This is a genomic window from Streptomyces sp. Rer75 (assembly GCF_013414305.1).
GTDB lineage: Bacteria > Actinomycetota > Actinomycetes > Streptomycetales > Streptomycetaceae > Streptomyces > Streptomyces himastatinicus.
In genome coordinates, this window is the sequence record NZ_CP058693.1 from 3,818,589 (window position 1) to 3,837,720 (window position 19,132).

General features: G+C 70.2%; 16 protein-coding genes. 10 read left to right on the top strand and 6 right to left on the bottom strand.

Going from position 1 to position 19,132, the window contains the following annotated elements; translation table 11 throughout:
* Window positions 1-3: 3 nt before the first annotated feature.
* The 4 genes from iolD to iolC all read right to left on the bottom strand — a co-directional run bounded on the left by iolD (window position 4) and on the right by iolC (window position 4,784).
* Window positions 4-1,881, bottom strand: coding sequence for a 3D-(3,5/4)-trihydroxycyclohexane-1,2-dione acylhydrolase (decyclizing) (gene iolD, locus HYQ63_RS15695; RefSeq protein ID WP_179934376.1), 1,878 nt, complete (start codon window positions 1,879-1,881; stop codon window positions 4-6).
* A complete protein-coding gene (iolB, locus tag HYQ63_RS15700; protein ID WP_179934377.1) occupies window positions 1,878-2,807 on the bottom strand; it encodes a 5-deoxy-glucuronate isomerase in 930 nt (309 codons plus the stop codon). Before iolB ends, iolD begins: the two co-directional genes overlap by 4 nt.
* Window positions 2,808-2,871: 64 nt before the next feature.
* Complete coding sequence (locus HYQ63_RS15705; protein ID WP_179934378.1) at window positions 2,872-3,750, bottom strand: deoxyribose-phosphate aldolase; 879 nt, start codon at window positions 3,748-3,750, stop codon at window positions 2,872-2,874.
* An 89-nt stretch (window positions 3,751-3,839) separates the two neighbouring features.
* A complete protein-coding gene (gene iolC, locus HYQ63_RS15710) occupies window positions 3,840-4,784 on the bottom strand; it encodes a 5-dehydro-2-deoxygluconokinase (RefSeq protein ID WP_179934379.1) in 945 nt (314 codons plus the stop codon).
* A 282-nt stretch (window positions 4,785-5,066) separates the two neighbouring features.
* Between iolC and HYQ63_RS15715 the strand changes: the two genes are divergently transcribed.
* The 7 genes from HYQ63_RS15715 (at window position 5,067) to HYQ63_RS15745 (ending at window position 11,533) form a co-directional block, all read left to right on the top strand.
* Complete coding sequence (locus tag HYQ63_RS15715; RefSeq protein ID WP_179934380.1) at window positions 5,067-6,077, top strand: sugar ABC transporter substrate-binding protein; 1,011 nt, start codon at window positions 5,067-5,069, stop codon at window positions 6,075-6,077.
* Window positions 6,078-6,084: 7 nt separating this feature from the next.
* Window positions 6,085-7,155 carry an ABC transporter permease gene (locus tag HYQ63_RS15720; protein ID WP_179934381.1) on the top strand — a complete coding sequence of 357 codons (1,071 nt, stop codon included), beginning with the start codon at window positions 6,085-6,087 and terminating at the stop codon, window positions 7,153-7,155.
* A 5-nt stretch (window positions 7,156-7,160) separates the two neighbouring features.
* Complete coding sequence (locus tag HYQ63_RS15725) at window positions 7,161-8,033, top strand: ATP-binding cassette domain-containing protein (RefSeq protein WP_257231882.1); 873 nt, start codon at window positions 7,161-7,163, stop codon at window positions 8,031-8,033.
* Between the two features lie 184 nt (window positions 8,034-8,217).
* Entirely contained in the window at window positions 8,218-9,138 is a 921-nt protein-coding gene (locus tag HYQ63_RS15730; protein ID WP_179934383.1) for a sugar phosphate isomerase/epimerase, read from the top strand.
* Between the two features lie 61 nt (window positions 9,139-9,199).
* Window positions 9,200-10,219: a Gfo/Idh/MocA family protein gene (locus HYQ63_RS15735; RefSeq protein WP_179934384.1), complete on the top strand. Its 1,020-nt coding sequence runs from the start codon at window positions 9,200-9,202 to the stop codon at window positions 10,217-10,219.
* Between the two features lie 94 nt (window positions 10,220-10,313).
* The gene (locus tag HYQ63_RS15740) at window positions 10,314-11,171 is read left to right on the top strand and encodes a sugar phosphate isomerase/epimerase (protein WP_179934385.1); all 858 of its coding nucleotides are present in this window, start codon (window positions 10,314-10,316) and stop codon (window positions 11,169-11,171) included.
* 152 nt (window positions 11,172-11,323) lie between these two features.
* The gene (locus HYQ63_RS15745) at window positions 11,324-11,533 is read left to right on the top strand and encodes an AlpA family transcriptional regulator (protein WP_123099673.1); all 210 of its coding nucleotides are present in this window, start codon (window positions 11,324-11,326) and stop codon (window positions 11,531-11,533) included.
* Window positions 11,534-11,612: 79 nt separating this feature from the next.
* Here HYQ63_RS15745 and HYQ63_RS15750 read toward each other — a convergent pair whose 3' ends face one another.
* Window positions 11,613-13,970, bottom strand: coding sequence for an MMPL family transporter (locus tag HYQ63_RS15750; RefSeq protein ID WP_179934386.1), 2,358 nt, complete (start codon window positions 13,968-13,970; stop codon window positions 11,613-11,615).
* 176 nt (window positions 13,971-14,146) lie between these two features.
* Here HYQ63_RS15750 and HYQ63_RS15755 point away from each other — a divergent pair, with 176 nt between their 5' ends.
* From HYQ63_RS15755 to HYQ63_RS15765, 3 genes are all read left to right on the top strand, one after another.
* The gene (locus HYQ63_RS15755; protein ID WP_179934387.1) at window positions 14,147-14,797 is read left to right on the top strand and encodes a TetR/AcrR family transcriptional regulator; all 651 of its coding nucleotides are present in this window, start codon (window positions 14,147-14,149) and stop codon (window positions 14,795-14,797) included.
* 139 nt (window positions 14,798-14,936) lie between these two features.
* Window positions 14,937-15,158, top strand: coding sequence for a heavy-metal-associated domain-containing protein (locus tag HYQ63_RS15760; protein WP_179934388.1), 222 nt, complete (start codon window positions 14,937-14,939; stop codon window positions 15,156-15,158).
* A complete protein-coding gene (locus tag HYQ63_RS15765) occupies window positions 15,155-17,443 on the top strand; it encodes a cation-translocating P-type ATPase (RefSeq protein WP_179934389.1) in 2,289 nt (762 codons plus the stop codon). Before HYQ63_RS15760 ends, HYQ63_RS15765 begins: the two co-directional genes overlap by 4 nt.
* 395 nt (window positions 17,444-17,838) lie before the next feature.
* On the opposite strand, the gene HYQ63_RS15770 is transcribed toward HYQ63_RS15765, so the two are convergent.
* On the bottom strand, window positions 17,839-19,128 hold the full coding sequence (locus HYQ63_RS15770) for a citrate synthase (protein ID WP_179934390.1): 1,290 nt from the start codon (window positions 19,126-19,128) through the stop codon (window positions 17,839-17,841).
* Window positions 19,129-19,132: the final 4 nt, after the last annotated feature.

The window sequence follows — 19,132 nt, forward strand, 5'->3', positions numbered from 1 at the left end:
ACGTCAGAGGTGGCGGCGGCGGCCTGCGGCGTGCCGGTCGTACTCCTCGCGGGCCTTCACGGCAGCCGGGCGGGTCGCGGTCTCGGCTACGGGCACATCCCACCACGCCTGTGCGTCGGGTGCGCCCGACACTGTGTCGCCCGTTTCGGTCTCCACATAGACACATGTGGGACGGTCCGAGGCGCGGGCCTTCGCGAGCGCCTCCCGCAGCTCGGCCACGGTCGCGGCGCGCAGCACGTCCATGCCGAGCGAGGCGGCGTTCGCGGCCAGGTCCACGGGGAGCGGATCGCCGGTGTACATGCCGTCGGCGGACCGGAAGCGGTAGGCGGTGCCGAACCGCTCGGCGCCGGTCTCCTCCGACAGACCGCCGATCGAGGCGTAGCCGTGGTTCTGGAGGAGGACGATGTTGATGTTGATGCCCTCCTGGACCGCGGTGACGATCTCGGTCGGCATCATCAGGTACGTACCGTCCCCGACCAGCGCCCACACCGGGCGGTCGGGGGCCGCGAGCCGTACGCCGATGGCGCCCGGGATCTCGTAGCCCATGCAGGAGTAGCCGTACTCCAGGTGGTACTGGCGGGGCGAGCGGGCCCGCCACAGCTTGTGCAGGTCGCCGGGGAGCGAGCCCGCCGCGTTGATCACCACGTCGTCGTCGCCGACCGCCGCGTCCAGCGCGCCCAGCACCTGGGTCTGGGAGGGGCGCGCGGAGGGGTCCTCGGCGGCGTACGCGGCGTCCACCAGGCGCTCCCACCGGGCCTTGCCGGTGCGGTACTCGGCCTCGTACGTCTCGTCGACGCGGTGACCGGCCAGCTCGGCGGTCAGCGCCTCCAGCCCGGCGCGGGCGTCGGCGACCAGCGTGGTGGCGCTCAGCTTGTGGGCGTCGAAGCCGGTGATGTTGAGGTTGAGGAACCGGACGCCGGGGTGGGCGAAGAGGGTCGCGGAGGCGGTGGTGAAGTCGCTGTAGCGGGTGCCGACCCCGATGATCAGGTCCGCGGTGCGGGCCAGGTCGTCGGCGACCGCGGTGCCGGTGTGCCCGATGCCGCCGATGTCGGCCGGGTGGTCGTGGCGCAGCGACCCCTTGCCCGCCTGGGTGGAGGCGACCGGGATGCCGGTGGCGTCGGCGAACGCCAGCAGCGCGCCCTCGGCCTCGCTGTGGTGGACGCCGCCGCCCGCGACGACCAGCGGGCGCCGGGCGGCGCGGATCACCTGCGCGGCGGCGGTGGTCTCGGCGTGCTCCGGGGCGGGGCGGCGCACCCGCCACACCCGGTCGGCGAAGAACTCCTCCGGCCAGTCGAACGCCTCGGCCTGCACGTCCTGCGGCATGGCCAGGGTGACCGCGCCGGTCTCTGCCGGGTCGCTAAGCACCCGCATCGCGGCGAGCGCGGCCGGGATCAGCGCCTCGGGGCGTACGACGCGGTCGAAGTAGCGGGAGACCGGGCGCAGCGCGTCGTTGACGGACACGTCGCCCGCGTACGGCACCTCCAGCTGCTGGAGGACGGGGTCGGCGGGCCGGGTCGTGAAGATGTCGCCGGGCAGGAGCAGCACCGGCAGCCGGTTGACGGTGGCCAGCGCGGCGCCGGTGACCAGGTTGGTGGCGCCGGGCCCGATGGAGGTGGTGACGGCCTGGGCGGCGAGCCGGTTGGACTGGCGGGCGTAGCCGACCGCGGCGTGCACCATCGCCTGCTCGTTGCGGCCCTGGAGGTACGGCATGGTGTCCTGCCCGGCCTCCAGCAGCGCCTGGCCGAGCCCGGCCACGTTGCCGTGGCCGAAGATGCCCCAGGTGGCGTTGATCAGACGGTGCCGCTGCCCGTCCCTCTCGGTGTACTGGTGCGCCAGGAACTCGACCAGGGCCTGGGCGACGGTGAGGCGGCGGGTGGTCATCGGGCGTCTCCTGCGGGAGCTTCAGGGGCGGGAGCTTCAGGGGCTTCGTACAGCGGAAGGCGGGAATCGACGGGCTGGTCGGGCCAGGTGGAGCGGATCCAGCCGTGGTCGGGGTGGTCGCAGATCAGCCAGGCGCGCTCCTCGCCGGGGCCCGCCATGACGTTGAGGTAGTACATGGCGTGGCCGGGCGCGGCGATGGACGGGCCGTGCCAGCCGTCCGGGATGAGGACCGCGTCACCGGAGCGGACCTCGGCCAGCACATCGGTGTTGCGGCCGTGGCCGGAGGGCGAGACCCGCTGGTAGCCGACGCCCTCGTTGCCGTGGGCCTCGGCGATCTCGAAGTAGTAGATCTCCTCCAGCTCGCTCTCCTCGCCGGGGCGGCACTCGTCGTGCTTGTGCGGCGGGTACGAGGACCAGTTGCCGCCGGGGGTGAGCACCTCGACGGCGATGAGCTTGTCGCACTCGAAGACACCCGCGGCGCCGAAGTTGTTGACCTGGCGCGAGCAGTTGCCGGTGCCGCGCAGCTCGACGGGGACGGCGGAGGCGGGCCCGTAGCGGGCGGGCAGCCGCCGCTCGCAGCGGGCGCCGGTGAGCGCGAAGCGGCCCCCGGCGCCGCTGGCGATCGTGGCGTGCGCGTCGCGCGGGACGTACGCGAAGTCGGTCACCCCGCTGAACACGCTTGTCCGGCCGTGCAGTTCGAAGGTCTCGCCCTCGGTGATCACCGTGCAGCCGCCGCTGAGCGGCAGCACGATCCACTCGCTGTCGCCGGCGGCCAGCTGGTGCGAGCCGCCGGGCGGCAGGTCGAGCACGCGCAGGCTGGAGTAGCCCCAGCCGGCCCGCCCGGGATCGATGTCCAGCGCATACGGGCCGTCGGCCGCCTTACCGGCCTGCACATGGAAGCCAAGGGAAGGTTCGTTGGTGGTCATGGCGTCAGTGTTTCCTCCGGTTCCGGGGCCGATTCACAGCGGGCCGATTCCACAGCGGGCCGATTCACAGCAGGCCGACGGCGGTGTCCACGGCGGTCTCCACGCTGCCCTCCGCCGGGTAGAGCAGCGAGCGGCCGACGACCAGGCCCTGGACGGTGGGCAGACGCAGCGCCTTGCGCCACTTCTCGTACGCCCCCTCCTGGTCCTTCCCCACCTCGCCGCCGAGCAGCACCGCGGGCAGCGTGCTCGTCTCCATGACGGCGGCCATCTCGTCCGGGTCCTCGGTGACCGGCACCTTCAGCCAGGTGTACGCGGAGGTCCCGGCGAGCCCGGAGGCGATCGCGATGGACTTGGTGACGGCCTCGGCGCTCAGATCGTTGGAGACCCTGCCGTCTATCCGGCGGGAGATGAACGGCTCGACGAACACCGGCAGTTGCCGCTCCGCCATCTCGTCGATGGCGCGGGCCGTGGTGAGCATGGTGTTGAGCGACCCGGCGTCGTCGTAGTCGACCCGCAGCAGCAGCTTTCCGGCGTCGAAGCCGAGCCGGGCGATGTCCTGGGGGCGGTGGCCGGTGAAGCGGTCGTCCAGCTCGAACGAGGCACCGGCCAGCCCGCCGCGGTTCATCGAGCCCATGACGACCTTGCCGTCGAGGGCGCCGAGCAGCAGCAGGTCCTCCAGGATGTCGGCGGTGGCCAGCACGCCGTCGACGCCCGGGCGGGACAGCGCCACGCACAGCCGCTCCAGCAGATCGGCCCGGTTGGCCATGGCCAGCTTGTGCCCGCCGACGGCGAGGGCGCCGCGCGCCGGGTGGTCGGCGGCCACGATCATCAGTCGGCCGCTGTCGCCGATCAGCGGGCGGCGGACCCGGCGGGCGGCCGCCTCGGCGATGGCCTCCGGGTGGCGGCTCCGCACCGTCACGAGGTCGGAGATGCTGATGCTCAAAGCAGGGTCCTCTCTATTTTGAGGGCTCGGTTCGCCGGAAGAGCGGGGGTGCCCGAGCGCCGGAGGCACCCCGCGGGCGCGCCGCGTCGCTACTGGCTGAGCAGGGCGTCGACCTCGGCTTCCGTCGGCATCGCGGAGGAGCAGGCGAGGCGGGACGCGACGATCGCGCCCGCCGCGTTGGCGTAGCGCATGATCCGCTCCGGGTCCCAGCCCGCCAGCAGCCCGTGGCACAGGGCGCCGCCGAAGGCGTCGCCCGCGCCGAGGCCGTTGACGACGTCGACCGGGACGGGCGGGACCTCGGTGGCGGTGCCGTCACGGTGCACGGCGAGGACCCCCTTGGGGCCCTGTTTGACGACGGCCAGCTCGACCCCCGCGTCCAGCAGGGCCTGGGCGCATGCCTTCGGCTCCCGTACACCGGTGGCGATCTCGCACTCGTCCACGTTGCCGACGGCGACGGTGGCGTGGCGCAGGGCCTCGGCGTAGAAGGGGCGCGCCGTCTCGGGGTCCTTCCAGAACATGGGGCGCCAGTCGAGGTCGAAGACGGTGATGCCGCTCTTGGCGCGGTGGGCGAGGGCGGTGAGGGTGCTGCCGCGGCTGGGCTCCTCGCTGAGGCCGGTGCCGGTCATCCAGAAGATCCGGGCGGCGCGGATCGCGTCGAGGTCCAGCTCGCCGGGGTGGATCTCCAGGTCGGGGGCCTTGGGGCGGCGGTAGAAGTAGAGCGGGAAGTCGTCGGGCGGGAAGATCTCGCAGAAGGTGATCGGGGTCGGGTAGTCCTCGACCGGCGTGACGAAGCGGTCGTCCACGCCGAATCCCTGGAGTTCCTGGTGGATGTACTCGCCGAAGGGGTCCGCCCCGGTGCGGCTGATCACCGCGGAGCGGTGGCCGAACCGGGCCGCGGCCACCGCGACGTTGGTCGCCGAGCCCCCCAGGAACTTTCCGAATGACTCGACCTGCGGCAGCGGCACTCCGGTTTGCAGCGGGTAGAGATCCACTCCGATGCGGCCCATCGTGATCAGGTCGTACGGCTCACTCATGCGTGCCCCTTCGGGAAAGACGCAGCTCAGGGTTGTCGTGGCGAACACCGGGTCCCGCCCGGCCCCTTCAGGTCTAGACGCGTTCACAGCCCCCTGTCAAGCATTTGTCATTACATTCGGACGTAACCACGAGACCCGCTCTGGGGCGCGTTATGGTCTCGTTACGTCCAGATGAAATGTTGTCATGACAAACCCTTGACAGGTAGTGGCCGCGAGGAGTTGGCTCCCCCTCATGCAACGGCTGTGTTAACACCGGACCTGGCTTGAGAGGTGCTGGAACAGATGGACCTCAGATTCGACCGACGCCGCAGAGCGGGACTCACCACCATCGCCGCCGTAACGGTTCTCCTCGCAACGGGGTGCAGCAGTCAAGGGGGCAAGAAGGCCCAGGACGAAGCGGACGACATCTCCGCGGGCAAGGCCAACACCCCCCGGCTGAAGATCGCGATGATCACCCATGCCGCTCCGGGTGACACCTTCTGGGACACGGTCCGCAAGGGCGCCAAGGCGGCCGCGGCCAAGGACAACGTCGATCTGGTCTACTCCAGCAATCCCAACGGCGGCGACCAGGCCAACCTCATCCGGAACGCGATCAACCAGAAGGTCGACGGCATCGCCGTCACGCTGGCCAAGCCCGCCGCGATGAAGGGCGCGATCGCCAAGGCCGAGAAGGCCGGGATCCCCGTCGTCGGCTTCAACTCCGGCCTCGAGGACTGGAAGTCCCAGGGGCTGCTCGAATACTTCGGCCAGGACGAGAACCTCGCCGGACAGGCCTTCGGCAAGCGCCTCAACCAGGTGGGCGCCAAGCACAACATCTGTGTCATCCAGGAGCAGGGCCATGTCGCCCTGGAGGCCCGCTGCGCGGGCGTGAAGAAGACCTTCAAGGGCAAGACGGACACCCTCTACGTCAACGGGACCGACATGCCGTCGGTCAAGTCCACGATCTCCGCCAAGCTCAAGCAGGACTCGAGCATCGACTACGTCGTCACGCTCGGCGCACCGTTCGCACTGACCGCCGCGCAGTCCGCCGAGCAGTCGGGCGGCAAGGCCAAGGTCGCCACCTTCGACCTCAACAAGGACCTCATCGCCGCCGTCCAGAGCGGGGACGTGCAGTTCGCGGTGGACCAGCAGCCGTACCTCCAGGGCTATCTGGCCGTCGACTCCCTGTGGCTCTACAAGAACAACGGCAACTTCAGCGGCGGCGGCGAGAAGCCCGTGCTGACCGGACCCGCGTTCGTCACCAAGGACAACGTGGAGAAGATCGCCAAGTTCGCCCAGAAGGGCACGCGGTGATCCGGCCATGACCCAAGCTGCCCCACCCGCCGCCGCCATGCCACCGGCATCCCCGGCGGCGCGCCCCAAGAGCCGCACCGCCGAACGCTCGCTGGCCCGCCGGGCCCTCGCCCGGCCGGAGATCGGCGCGCTGGTCGCCGCCGTCGGCGTCTACATCTTCTTCTTCACGGTCGCCCCGACCTTCCGCCAGGCGGACTCGTTCGCCACCGTGCTCTACCAGGGCTCGACCCTGGGCATCATGGCGCTCGCCGTCTCCCTGCTGATGATCGGCGGCGAGTTCGACCTGTCGGCCGGTGTCGCCGTCACCTCCTCGGCGCTGGCCGCGAGCATGCTCAGCTTCCAGCTCACCGCCAACGTCTGGGTCGGCGTCGGGGTCGCCCTGGTCATTTCGCTCGCGGTGGGCCTGATCAACGGCCTGCTGCTGATCAAGACCGGGCTGCCCAGCTTCCTGGTCTCGCTCGCCAGCTTCCTGATGCTCCAGGGCCTCAACCTGGCCATCACCAAGCTGCTGACCGGCAACGTCGCCACCAACACCATCAACGACATGGACGGCTTCGAATCGGCCAAGGCGGTCTTCGCCTCCGAGATCCCGGTCTTCGGCGTCGATCTGAACATCACCGTGGTGTACTGGCTGGCCTTCGCGGCCCTCGCCACCTGGGTCCTGCTGCGCACCAAGTTCGGCAACTGGATCTTCGCGGCCGGCGGCTCCAAGGAGAGCGCCCGGGCGGTCGGCGTCCCCGTGAACCTCACCAAGATCGCGCTGTTCATGACCGTGGGCTTCGCGGCCTGGTTCGTCGGCATGCACCTGCTCTTCGAGTACAACACCGTGCAGGCCGGTGAGGGCGTCGGCAACGAGTTCTACTACATCATCGCGGCCGTGATCGGCGGCTGTCTGCTCACCGGCGGCTACGGCTCCGCGATCGGCGCGCTCCTCGGCGCGTTCATCTTCGGCATGGTCAACCAGGGCATCGTCTACGCCAACTGGAACCCGGACTGGTTCAAGTTCTTCGTCGGCGTGATGCTGCTGCTCGCCACGCTCGTGAATCTGTGGGTGCGCCGTCAGGCCGCCAGGAGGTGATGGGAATGACCGCCAACGACCTCACGAAGCCCACCTCCGCCGCCGAGGGCGCGACGGAGCCGGTCGTCCAGCTCAAGGGCGTCGGCAAGCTCTACGGCAACATCCGGGCCCTGGAGGGCATCGACCTCGACGTCCGGCCGGGCCAGGTGACCTGCGTCCTCGGCGACAACGGCGCCGGAAAGTCCACCCTCATCAAGATCATCTCCGGGTTGCACCAGCACGACGAGGGCGAGTACGTCGTCGACGGCAAGCCGGTGCGGCTGCACAACCCGCGCGAGGCCCTCGACCTCGGCATCGCCACCGTCTACCAGGACCTGGCCACGGTGCCCCTGATGCCGGTGTGGCGGAACTTCTTCCTCGGCTCCGAGCTGACCCGCGGCCCCTGGCCCATCCGGCGGCTCGACATCGAGCGGATGAAGGAGACCACCCATGCGGAGCTGTCCGCCATGGGCATCCACCTGGACAACCTGGAACAGCCCATCGGCACCCTCTCCGGGGGCCAGCGGCAGTCCGTGGCCATCGCGCGGGCGGTGCACTTCGGCGCCAGAGTGCTGATCCTGGACGAGCCCACCGCAGCGCTGGGCGTCAAGCAGTCGGGCGTCGTCCTGAAGTACATCGCGGCGGCCCGCGAGCGGGGCCTGGGCGTCATCTTCATCACCCACAACCCGCACCACGCATACATGGTCGGCGACCACTTCTCGGTGCTGAGACTCGGCGCCCTGGAGCTGAACGCCGCCCGGGACGACGTCAGCCTGGAGGAACTCACCAACCACATGGCCGGCGGTACCGAGCTGGCCGCTCTCAAGCACGAACTCGCGCAGGTGCGCGGGGTCGATGTGGAGGAGCTTCCCGAGGTCGTCAACAGCCCCTCGTCCTGACATCCGAGCTCTCTCGGCCTGACCTTACGTCCGAATGTCCTGACGAAGTCTTGACGGCCCCCTGTCCGGCCCGTAAAGCTGCCCAAAACAGCATGAAACGCGGGCCCCGACCACCACCACGAGCAAGCGACCCGCACTGCCCCCTTCCCCGGTCTCCACGACCGGCGAGAGGAGACCCTCTTCCATGACTGCCGCCGCCTCCCCCGTACCCGCCCTGGACCGCATCCGGGTCGGCTCGGCCCCCGACTCGTGGGGGGTGTGGTTCCCCGAAGACTCGCAACAGGTCCCCTGGCAGCGCTTCCTCGACGAGGTCGCGGAGGCCGGCTACGAGTGGATCGAGCTGGGCCCGTACGGCTATCTGCCGACCGACCCCGCCCGGCTCACCGAGGAGATCACCCGCCGGAACCTCACGGTCTCGGCGGGCACGATCTTCACCTCCCTGCACCGCGGCCCCGAGGTCTGGGACGCCACCTGGGAGCACGTCTCCCAGGTGGCGGAGCTGACCCGGGCCATGAACGCCAAGCACCTCGTGGTCATCCCCTCCTTCTGGCGCGACGACAAGACCGCCGAGATCATCGAGCCGCCCGAGCTGACCGCCGAGCAGTGGCGCCACCTGTCCACCGGCATGGAGCGCCTCGGCCGTGAGGTGCGCGAGCGCTTCGGGCTCGACATCGTCGTCCACCCGCACGCCGACACCCACATCGACGGCGAGGAGAACGTGGCCCGCTTCCTGGACGCCACCGACTCCGACCTGGTCAACCTCTGCCTGGACACCGGCCACTACGCCTACTGCGGCGGGGACAGCGTCAAGCTGATCGAGACCTACGGCGAGCGCATCGGCTACCTCCACCTCAAGCAGGTCGACCCGGAGATCCTGGCCGACGTGGTCAAGAACGGCGTGCCGTTCGGCCCGGCCGTGAAGCGCGGCGTGATGTGCGAGCCGCCCAAGGGCGTTCCGGAGCTGGAACCGGTCCTGGCGGCCGCCCAGAAGCTGGACGTGGACCTGTTCGCCATCGTCGAGCAGGACATGTACCCCTGCCCGCCCGACCAGCCGTTCCCGATCGCCGAGCGCACCCGCCGCTTCCTGCGCTCCTGCGGCGCCTGACCTTCCGCCTCCCCCGCTCCCTTCGATCCTCCGAACGCGCAGAAAGAGAAGAGAGACACCTATGACCCAGCAGGGCACGCTCGGGATCGCCGTCATCGGGACCGGCAAGATGGGCGCCGACCACGTCCGCCGCATCAGCGACGTGATCAGCGGCGCCCGGGTGGCGGCCGTGGTGGACATCGACGAGGCCCGCGCCAAGGCCGTCGCCGATCTGTCCGAGGGCTGCCAGGCGTTCACCGACCCGGCCGCCGCCATGGCCGCGCCGGGCGTGGACGCCGTACTGATCGCCTCGCCCGGCCCCGCGCACGAGGCCGCGCTGCTCAGCGCGTTCGAGCACGATCTGCCGGTGCTGTGCGAGAAGCCGCTGACCCCGGACTCGGAGTCCGCGCTGCGGGTGCTGGAGGCCGAGCAGCGGCTCGGTCACCGCCGTATCCAGGTCGGCTTCATGCGCCGCTACGACACCGAGTTCATGAAACTCAAGGCGCTGCTCGCCTCCGGCGAGCTGGGCCGCCCGCTGCTGATGCACTGCCGCCACCGCAATGCGTCGGTGCACTCGTACTTCACCACCGAGATGCTGATCAACGACTCGGTGGTGCACGAGATGGACCAGTCGCGCTGGCTGCTGGAGCAGGAGATCGCCAACGTCACCGTGCTCAAGCCGACCCCCAGCTCCAACGCCCCCGAGGGCCTGGCCGACCCGCAGCTGGTGATCTTCGAGACCACCGGCGGCGCGATCGTCAACGTCGAGATCTTCGCGACCTGCGGCTTCGGCTACCAGGTCCAGGCCGAGGCGGTCTGCGAGCGCGGCACCGCGCGCGTCGGCGACGCCCACGGCATGCTCGTCAACCGCCCCGGCACCTGGGGCGGCGAGATCGCCCCCGACTTCGTGGCCCGCTTCGAGGAGGCGTACGACCGCGAGGTGCAGGCCTGGGTCAACGCCACCAAGCGCGGCGAGGTCGAGGGCCCGAGCGCCTGGGACGGCTACGCCGCGGCCGCCGTATGCGAGGCGGGGGTGCGGGCGCAGGTCACGGGTGAGCGCACGCCCGTCGACATGATCGTGCGCCCGGCCTTCTACGCCTGACGCTCATGGGCGGGCCGGTCGCCGCCACGACCGGCCCGCCCCTCTTTGTGCCGCACCCTTCACGTTCTCCCTGTTGGAAAGGTTTCTCCTTCTCATGAAGATCGCCCTCGACCCGCATATGCTGCGCAAGGGGCCCCTGCTCGAACTCCCGGCCCTCGTCGCCGAGCTGGGCTTCGAGTACATCGAGCTGTCTCCCCGCGATGACTTCATCCCGTTCTTCAAGCACCCGCGGGTGGACGACGGCACGGTGCGGCAGTTCCGCAAGGCGCTGGACGCCGCCGGGGTGAAGATCTCCTCCGTACTGCCGCTGTTCCGCTGGTCCGGTCCGGACGAGGACGAGCGCCAGGCCGCCGTCCGCTACTGGAAGCGGGCCATCCAGATCACCGCCGATCTGGGCGTGGACAGCATGATCTCGGAGTTCAACGGCCGCCCCGAGGACCCCAGCCGCAGCGAGGGCCAGTTCTGGCGGTCGATCGAGGAGCTGCTGCCGGTCTTCGAGCGCGAGTCCATCCGGCTGACGCTGGAACCGCACCCCGACGACTTCATCGAGGAGGGGTACGAGGCGATCAACATGATCCGGGGCATCAACCACCCCCTGGTCTCCTACCTCTACTGCGCCCCGCACACCTTCCACCACGGCAATGACGCCCCCGGTCTGATCAAGCACGCGGGCGATCTGCTCACCCATGTGCATCTGGCCGACACCTTCGATCACACCGCGTCCTCGGGTCTGCGCTACATCATCAACCCGCCCGGTTCTGCGGCCCGTATCCACCAGCACCTGGACATCGGGCAGGGCGAGGTCGACTTCGACGCGCTGTTCGGCGCGCTGCGCGACAACAACTTCGACGGCACGCTGACCTCCTGCGTCTTCGCCTGGGAGGACCGGGCCCGCGAGTCGTCCGTGTTCATGCGCCGGAAGATCGACGAGTACCTCTCCTCCTGGAAGTAGCTGTCCTCCTGGAGGGAGGGGGACCGCACGTCACCCGCGGGTCACAGGCGTCACATCTCCGCACGTCTTACGTCACAGGTGTTCAACAGCCCCTAGCCGCCCGTCACCCGACGTCGTTCACCGGACACAGGCCGAGTGAAAGGGCGCGAGGGATGACCGATCGAAGGCTGTGGTCCTACAAGGAGATCGCCGCACACATCGGTGTGCAGACCGACACCGTACGGTCCTATCGCAAGCACGGTCACATGCCGCCCCCCGACTTGGTGGAGGGCGGCAAACCATATTGGTACGCGGATACGATCCGGGCCTGGGTGGCCCGCAGACCCGGCAACCGCCGCGCCCGGCGCGAGACCAAGGACTAGGGGGTGTCCGCAAAGTCCCGCCGGGCCCGCGACCTTGCGGACACCCCCGAGGGCGTGTCTCGCGCCCGGGCCGCGGGGGTCAGCGGATGCTCACCCGGTCCCGGTGGCGGCCCTTCCCCGGATCCGCGTCCGTATCCCCGCCCGCCTCCCCGGCAGCGTCGCCGGAGGAGCCGCCCGGAGCGTCACCGGAGGGGGCGTCGGACGAGGGTGCGGATTCCCCTTCGCTCAGCCCGAACCGGGTGTGCAGCCGCCGCAGCGGGCCCGGGGCCCACCAGGTGGCCCGGCCGGTCAGCTTCATCACCGCCGGCACCAGCAGACTGCGCACCACCATCGCGTCCATCAGCACGGCCAGGGCGATACCGAGGCCGAGCATCTTGGTGTTGGTGACCCGCGAGGTGCCGATGGCCACCATGACCACGGCCAGGATCAGCGCCGCCGCCGTGATCAGCCCGCCGGTGCGCCGCAGTCCGAACTCCACCGCCGCCTCATGGTCCCCCGTGCGCTCGTACTCCTCCTTGATGCGGGAGAGCAGGAAGACGCCGTAGTCCATGGAGAGCCCGAAGGCGACGCAGAACATCAGCACCGGCAGGGTGGTCTCTATGTCGCCGGAGCTGGTGAAGGCCAGCAGCCCGGACAGATGCCCCTCCTGGAAGACCCACACCATGGCGCCGAACATCGCGGTGAGGCTGAGCGCGTTGAGCAGCACGGCCTGGAGCGGGATCAGCAGGCTCCCGGTGAGCAGGAAGACCAGCAGCAGGGTGACCGCGATGATGATCGCGCCTGCCCAGGGGGTGCGGTCGCCCAGGGACTCCTTGGTGTCCACCAGGACGGCCGCGGTGCCGGTCACCGAGGTCTGGAACGGGGGACTCTGGGCGCGGATGTCCCGCACCAGGTCCTGGGTGGCGGGCTCCACGGCCTCGCCCTTGGGCTGCACGCTGAGATACGCCGCGCCACCGGCGGTGCGTGCCGCCTCGGCCGGGCCGGGCTTGCCCACCTGGTGGCCGTCCGCGAAGCGACCGGCCGGGCTGTCCACCCGCAGCACCCCGGGAAGGGCGGAGACCTCGGCACTGTAGTCGGCGAGCGCCGCGGCGCCGGGCTTGCCCTCGGCGAGGATCTCCACCCCGCCGCCGGGTCCGCCCGCGAAGCCGTCCCGGATGTGCTGCTGGACCACGTGCGATTCGGCACTGGAGGGCAGCTGGCGGTCGTCCGCGGTGCCGAACTCCACCCGCAGGAAGGGCAGCCCCAGCGCCACCAGCCCGGCGACGGTAGCCAGCGCGAAGACCGGGGCGCGCCGCATCACCAGCCGGGCGAACCGCCCCCAGCCCGCGCCCGGTTCGACCCCCTCCGCGGCCGCTTCGGCGCGGCGGCCGCGGCGCAGCAGCCGGGTGAGGTCCCACTTGTTGACCCGGTCGCCGAGCAGCATGAGCGCCGCGGGCAGCACCACCAGGGCGGCGGCCGCGGCGATGAGCACCACGGCGATGCCCGCGTAGGCGAAGGATCGCAGGAAGTACTGCGGGAAGACCATCATCGCGGCGAGTGAGACGGCGACGGTCAGCGCCGAGAAGAGCACGGTCCGCCCGGCGGTGCGCAGGGTGGCGGCGACGGCCGGGAGGGTCTCCCCGCCCGCCGACAGCTCCTCGCGGAAGCGCCGCACGATGAACAGGGCGTAGTCGATGGCGAGTCCGAGGCCGAGCGCGGTGGTCAGGTTCTGCGCGAAGACCGAGACATCGGTGAACTCGGTGAGCACGCGCAGCACGGCGTCGGTGCCCAGGATCGCGATGACGCCGATGCCGAGCGGCAGCAGCGCGGCCACCGCGCTGCCGAAGACCATGACGAGCAGCACCAGGGTGACGGGCAGGGCCATCATCTCGGCCCGCAGCAGGTCTTCCTGAATGGTGGTCTGCATCTCCTGCTTGACCGCGACCGGTCCGCCGAGGGAGACCTCGACCGGTCCGTGCTGCCCGCGGTAGTCGGGGGCGATGCGCTCCAGCGCCTTGCCCGCGGCCGTCTCGTCACCGGTGATGCGCGCGGCGATGATCGCCTCGCCGCGGTCCTTGCTGCGCAGGGCGGACGCGCCGGTGTCCCAGTAGGAGGTGACGCCGGTGACCGACTTCTCGCCCGAGAGCTTCTTGGCGAGGGCCCGGGCCTCGGTGGCGACCGCCGGGTCGTCCACCTTCTTGCCGCCGCCGTCGACGAGCAGCAGGAGGTTGGGCTGGGAGGCGGGGAAGCGCTTCTCCAGCGCCTTGGTGGCGTACGAGGACTGGGACGCAGGGTCCTCCCAGCCGCCGCCGGAGAGCCGGTCGGCGACTCCGCTCCCGGCCACGACGGCGAGCGCCGTGAAGAGCAAGGCGACCAGCAAGGACAGCCGCGGCCTGGCGGTGACCAGGCGGGTCCATCCTCCGATCCGCTCGCCGGGCGGCCGATTGGCATCGGTCATGACGCGGTGTCCCCTTCACCTGTGCCCATGCGTCCGCCCCCGCTCGGGCAAGCGGGCAGGCAGGCAGCACGGGTCGCTGATTGCCACGGACTGGCAAACACGAGCGACCGCTCGCATTTCTCAAGAATGCGAGCGGCCACTCGTGTTTGTCAATCGCTCATGGGAAGCTGGGGATTGTGACCGAGAGCCAGGCAGCCCGACCCGCGAACCCCCGCCGCAGACAGGCGCGCGGCGAGCGCCGGATCCAGCAGCTGCTGGACGCCGCCGCCAGCGTCTTCTGCCGCACCGGCTACACCTCCGCGAGCACCAACGCGATCGCCCGCGAGGCCGGGGTCTCCCCCGGCACGCTGTACCAGTTCTTCCCGAACAAGGAGGCCATCGCCGTCGAGCTGGGCGACCGCCTCACCCAGCAGATGCGGGACACCCACGGCGTGGTCTTCACCGACGAGAACGCCGCGCTGCCGCTCGGCGAGATGCTGGACGTGGTCCTCGACCCGCTGATCGAGTTCAACTGCGCCAACCCCGTCTTCCTCACCCTGATCTGCTCCTCCGACACCCCGGGCACGGTCGCCGAGGAGCACGCGGCGCTGCACGCCGCACTTCAGACCCGGGTCGAGGAGCTGATCGGCACCTACGTCCCCGAGCTGGCCCCGGAGCGCCGCACGCGCATCGCGACCATGGCGTTCGCCCTGTTCAAGGCCGGGCTGGAGCTGATCCTCTCCCACGAGGGCGAGGACCGGGAGGCGTACATCACCGAGGTGAAGAACTGCCTCTACGGGTACCTGGCCCCCGTCATCGGCACCGAGGCGACATCCGCCCGGCACTGACCGCCACTGCGCACAGAACCGGCGCACTCCCGACTTCCGGGAATACCCCCTAGGGGTATAGAGTTGAGAGAGTCAGGAGGCGCTGCGCCAACCGGCGCCCCTCGCGTACCGTCAGCCACTCCCCCACAGAGGAGAAACCATGAGCTCCGAGGCGAACACCGTCACCGCCGTCTACCAGGTGACCGGCATGACCTGTGGCCACTGCGAGGGCGCCGTCGCCGAGGAAATCGGCGCCCTCGACGGTGTCAGCTCCGTCAAGGCCGTGGCCTCCACCGGCCAGGTCACCGTCGTCTCGGCCGCCCCGCTGGACGACGAGGCCGTCCGCGCCGCCGTCGACGAAGCAGGTTACGAACTCGCATGACCATCACGGCTCCCGCCGTCGGGCAGGAGGCGCGGGTCGAGCTGGCCATCGGCGGCATGACCTGCGCTTCCTGCGCGGCGCGCATCGAGAAGAAGCTCAACCGGCTGGACGGCGTCACCGCCACGGTGAACTACGCCACCGAGAAGGCCCAGGTGTCCTACGGCGACGGGATCGAGGTCGCGGACCTCATCGCCACGGTCATCAAGACCGGCTACACCGCCGAGGAGCCGCCCCCCGCCGAGCCCGAGCCCGCCGCCGCGGACAGCCCCGAGGCCGCGCCCGAGGCACCGGCCGGGCACGACCCGCTGCGCCACCGCACGCTCGTCTCGCTCGCCCTCTCCCTGCCCGTCGTGGTGCTGGCGATGGTGCCCTCGCTCCAGTTCGACAACTGGCAGTGGCTCTCCCTCACCCTCGCCGCGCCCGTCGTCGTCTGGGGCGGAGCGCCCTTCCACAAGGCCGCCTGGACCAACGCCCGGCACGGCGCGGCCACCATGGACACCCTGGTCTCCCTGGGCACCCTCGCGGCGCTCGGCTGGTCCCTGTGGGCCCTGTTCTTCGGCGACGCGGGCATGCCCGGCATGCAGCACGGCTTCGACGTCACCGTCACCCGCGCGAACGGCTCGTCCTCGATCTACCTGGAGGCGGCGGCCGGGGTGACCACCTTCATCCTCATCGGCCGCTATCTGGAGGCGAAGTCCAAGCGGCGGGCGGGGGCGGCGCTGCGCGCCCTGATGGAGCTGGGCGCCAAGGACGTCGCCGTCCTGCGCGGAGGACGAGAGGTACGGATCCCGGTGCGCGAACTGGCCGTCGGGGACCGCTTCGTCGTACGCCCCGGCGAGAAGATCGCCACCGATGGCACGGTGGTCGAGGGCAGCTCGGCCGTGGACGCCTCGATGCTGACCGGCGAGTCCGTCCCCGTGGACGTCGCGGCGGGCGACACGGTCGCGGGCGCGACCGTCAACACGGCGGGCCGCATCGTCGTGGAGGCCACCCGGGTGGGCGCCGACACCCAGCTGTCCCGGATGGCCCGCCTGGTGGAGGACGCGCAGAACGGCAAGGCCGAGGTGCAGCGGCTCGCCGACCGGGTCTCCGGTGTCTTCGTGCCGATCGTGCTGCTGATCGCCGTGGGCACTCTGCTGGTCTGGTGGCTGACGACGAACGACGCGACCGCCGCGTTCACCGCCGCCGTCGCCGTACTGATCATCGCCTGCCCGTGCGCCCTGGGCCTGGCCACCCCGACCGCGCTCATGGTCGGCACCGGCCGCGGCGCCCAGCTCGGCATCCTCATCAAGGGCCCCGAAGTGCTGGAGTCGACCCGCCGGGTGGACACCGTCGTCCTCGACAAGACCGGCACCGTGACCACCGGCAGGATGCGGCTGCACCAGATCATCCCGGCACCGCGCACCGGCGAGGACGAGCTGCTGCGGCTCGCGGGCGCGGTGGAGCACGCCAGCGAGCACCCCATCGCCCGCGCCATCGCGGACGGCGCGGCCGAGCGCACCGGAGCGCTCCCGGCGCCCGAGAGCTTCGAATCCGTGCCCGGGCTCGGCGTCCAGGGCGTCGTGGACGGGCACCCGGTGCTCGTCGGCCGCGACGCACTGCTCCGCCAGTGGGCCATCGACCTGCCGGAGGAGCTGGCCTCCGCCAAGGCCGCGGCCGAGGCGGAGGGCCATACGGCGGTCGCCGTGGCCTGGGACGGGCACGCCCGCGGCGTCCTCACCGTCGCCGACGCCGTCAAGGAGACCAGCGCCGAAGCCGTCGCCCAGCTGCGCGCCCTCGGCCTCACCCCGGTGCTGCTGACCGGCGACAACCGGCGCGTCGCCGAGACGGTCGCCCGCGAGGTCGGCATCGACGAGGTCATCGCCGACGTCCTGCCGGAGGACAAGGTCGACGTCGTGAAGCGGCTCCAGAACGAGGGCCGCACGGTCGCCATGGTCGGCGACGGAGTCAACGACGCCGCCGCCCTGGCCACCGCCGACCTCGGGCTCGCCATGGGCACCGGAACGGACGCGGCGATCGAGGCGGGCGACCTCACTCTCGTCCGGGGCGACCTGCGCGTGGCCGCCGACGCGATCCGGCTGGCCCGCCGGACCCTCGCCACGATCAAGGGCAATCTGTTCTGGGCGTTCGGCTACAACGTCGCCGCGCTGCCGCTCGCCGCGGCCGGTCTGCTCAACCCGATGATCGCGGGCGCCGCGATGGCGTTCTCCTCCGTGTTCGTCGTGAGCAACAGTCTGCGACTGCGTTCCTTCACGACATCCACGGTCTCCACCAAGTCCCCATAAGCCGCACAACACCCATACACAAGAGTCTCGATCTTTGAATCGAGGCTCTTGCCCTTTTACGCCCCCATATGGTTGGAGACGCAGATCACAGACAACCGAACGTAACCATTGAGGGGGGTCGCGAGTCTAATGGGGCGGTGAGGATACGTCTTGGGGGACGCATCCTGCTACGCGTGGCCGGGGCGACGTACTCGGGGAGCTTTGAGCGGCCCTCCCGTACGTACGCGTCCCGGCAGATCGCGTCCGTACGAGCCCGTACGGCCCTCTGAACGCCCGGGCCGGATCCCGTGGGGGGAATCCGAACCGGGACAAGGGAAGCGCCCCGCTCCGACCCGTGGGGGGATCGGCAGCGGGGCGCTTCTGGCTTTCTTCGGCGCCGCCCTGGCAGTGCTGGCTCAGCGCTGCTCGACCGGGATGAAGTCGCGCTCGACGACGCCCGTGTAGATCTGGCGCGGGCGGCCGATGCGGGAGCCCGGCTCCTTGATCATCTCGTGCCACTGGGCGATCCAGCCCGGCAGCCGGCCGAGCGCGAACAGCACGGTGAACATCTCGGTCGGGAAGCCCATCGCCCGGTAGATCAGACCGGTATAGAAGTCCACGTTCGGGTAGAGCTTGCGCTCCACGAAGTAGTCGTCGGCGAGCGCGTGCTCCTCGAGCTTGAGCGCGATGTCGAGCAGCTCGTCGGACTTGCCGAGCGCGGAGAGGACGTCGTGCGCCGCCGACTTGATGATCTTCGCCCGGGGGTCGAAGTTCTTGTAGACGCGGTGCCCGAAGCCCATGAGCTTCACGCCGTCTTCCTTGTTCTTCACCTTGCGGATGAAGGTGTCGACGTCGCTGCCGGACGCCTGGATGCCCTCCAGCATCTCCAGCACCGACTGGTTGGCGCCGCCGTGCAGCGGGCCCCACAGGGCGTTGATGCCCGCCGAGATGGAGGCGAACATGTTGGCCTGCGAGGAACCGACGAGCCGGACCGTGGAGGTCGAACAGTTCTGCTCGTGGTCGGCGTGCAGGATCAGCAGCTTGTCGAGCGCGCTGACCACGACCGGGTCGAGGTCGTACTCCTGCGCCGGGACGGAGAAGGTCATGCGGAGGAAGTTCTCCACGTAACCGAGGTCGTTGCGCGGGTAGACGAACGGGTGACCGACCGACTTCTTGTACGCGTACGCCGCGATGGTCGGCAGCTTGGCCAGCAGCCGGGTCGTCGACAGGTTGCGCTGCTTCTCGTCGAACGGGTTGTGGCTGTCCTGATAGAACGTCGACAGCGCGCTGACCACGGAGGACAGCATCGCCATCGGGTGGGCGTCACGCGGGAAGCCGTCGTAGAACCGTTTGACGTCCTCGTGGAGCAGCGTGTGGCGGGTGATGTCCTCACGGAACGCCGCCAGTTCGTCGACCGTCGGCAGCTCACCGTTGATCAGGAGGAAGGCCGTCTCCAGGAAGGAGGCGCGCTCCGCCAGCTGCTCGATGGGGTACCCGCGGTACCGCAGAATGCCCTGCTCACCGTCCAGATAGGTGATGCCGGACTTGTACGCGGCGGTGTTGCCGTAACCGGAGTCCAGGGTCACCAGACCGGTCTGGGCGCGCAGCTTGCCGATGTCAAAGCCCTTGTCGCCGACGGTGCTGTCGACCACCGGGTAGGTGTATTCGTCGTCTCCGTACCGCAGTACTACAGAGTTGTCGCTCACGTCA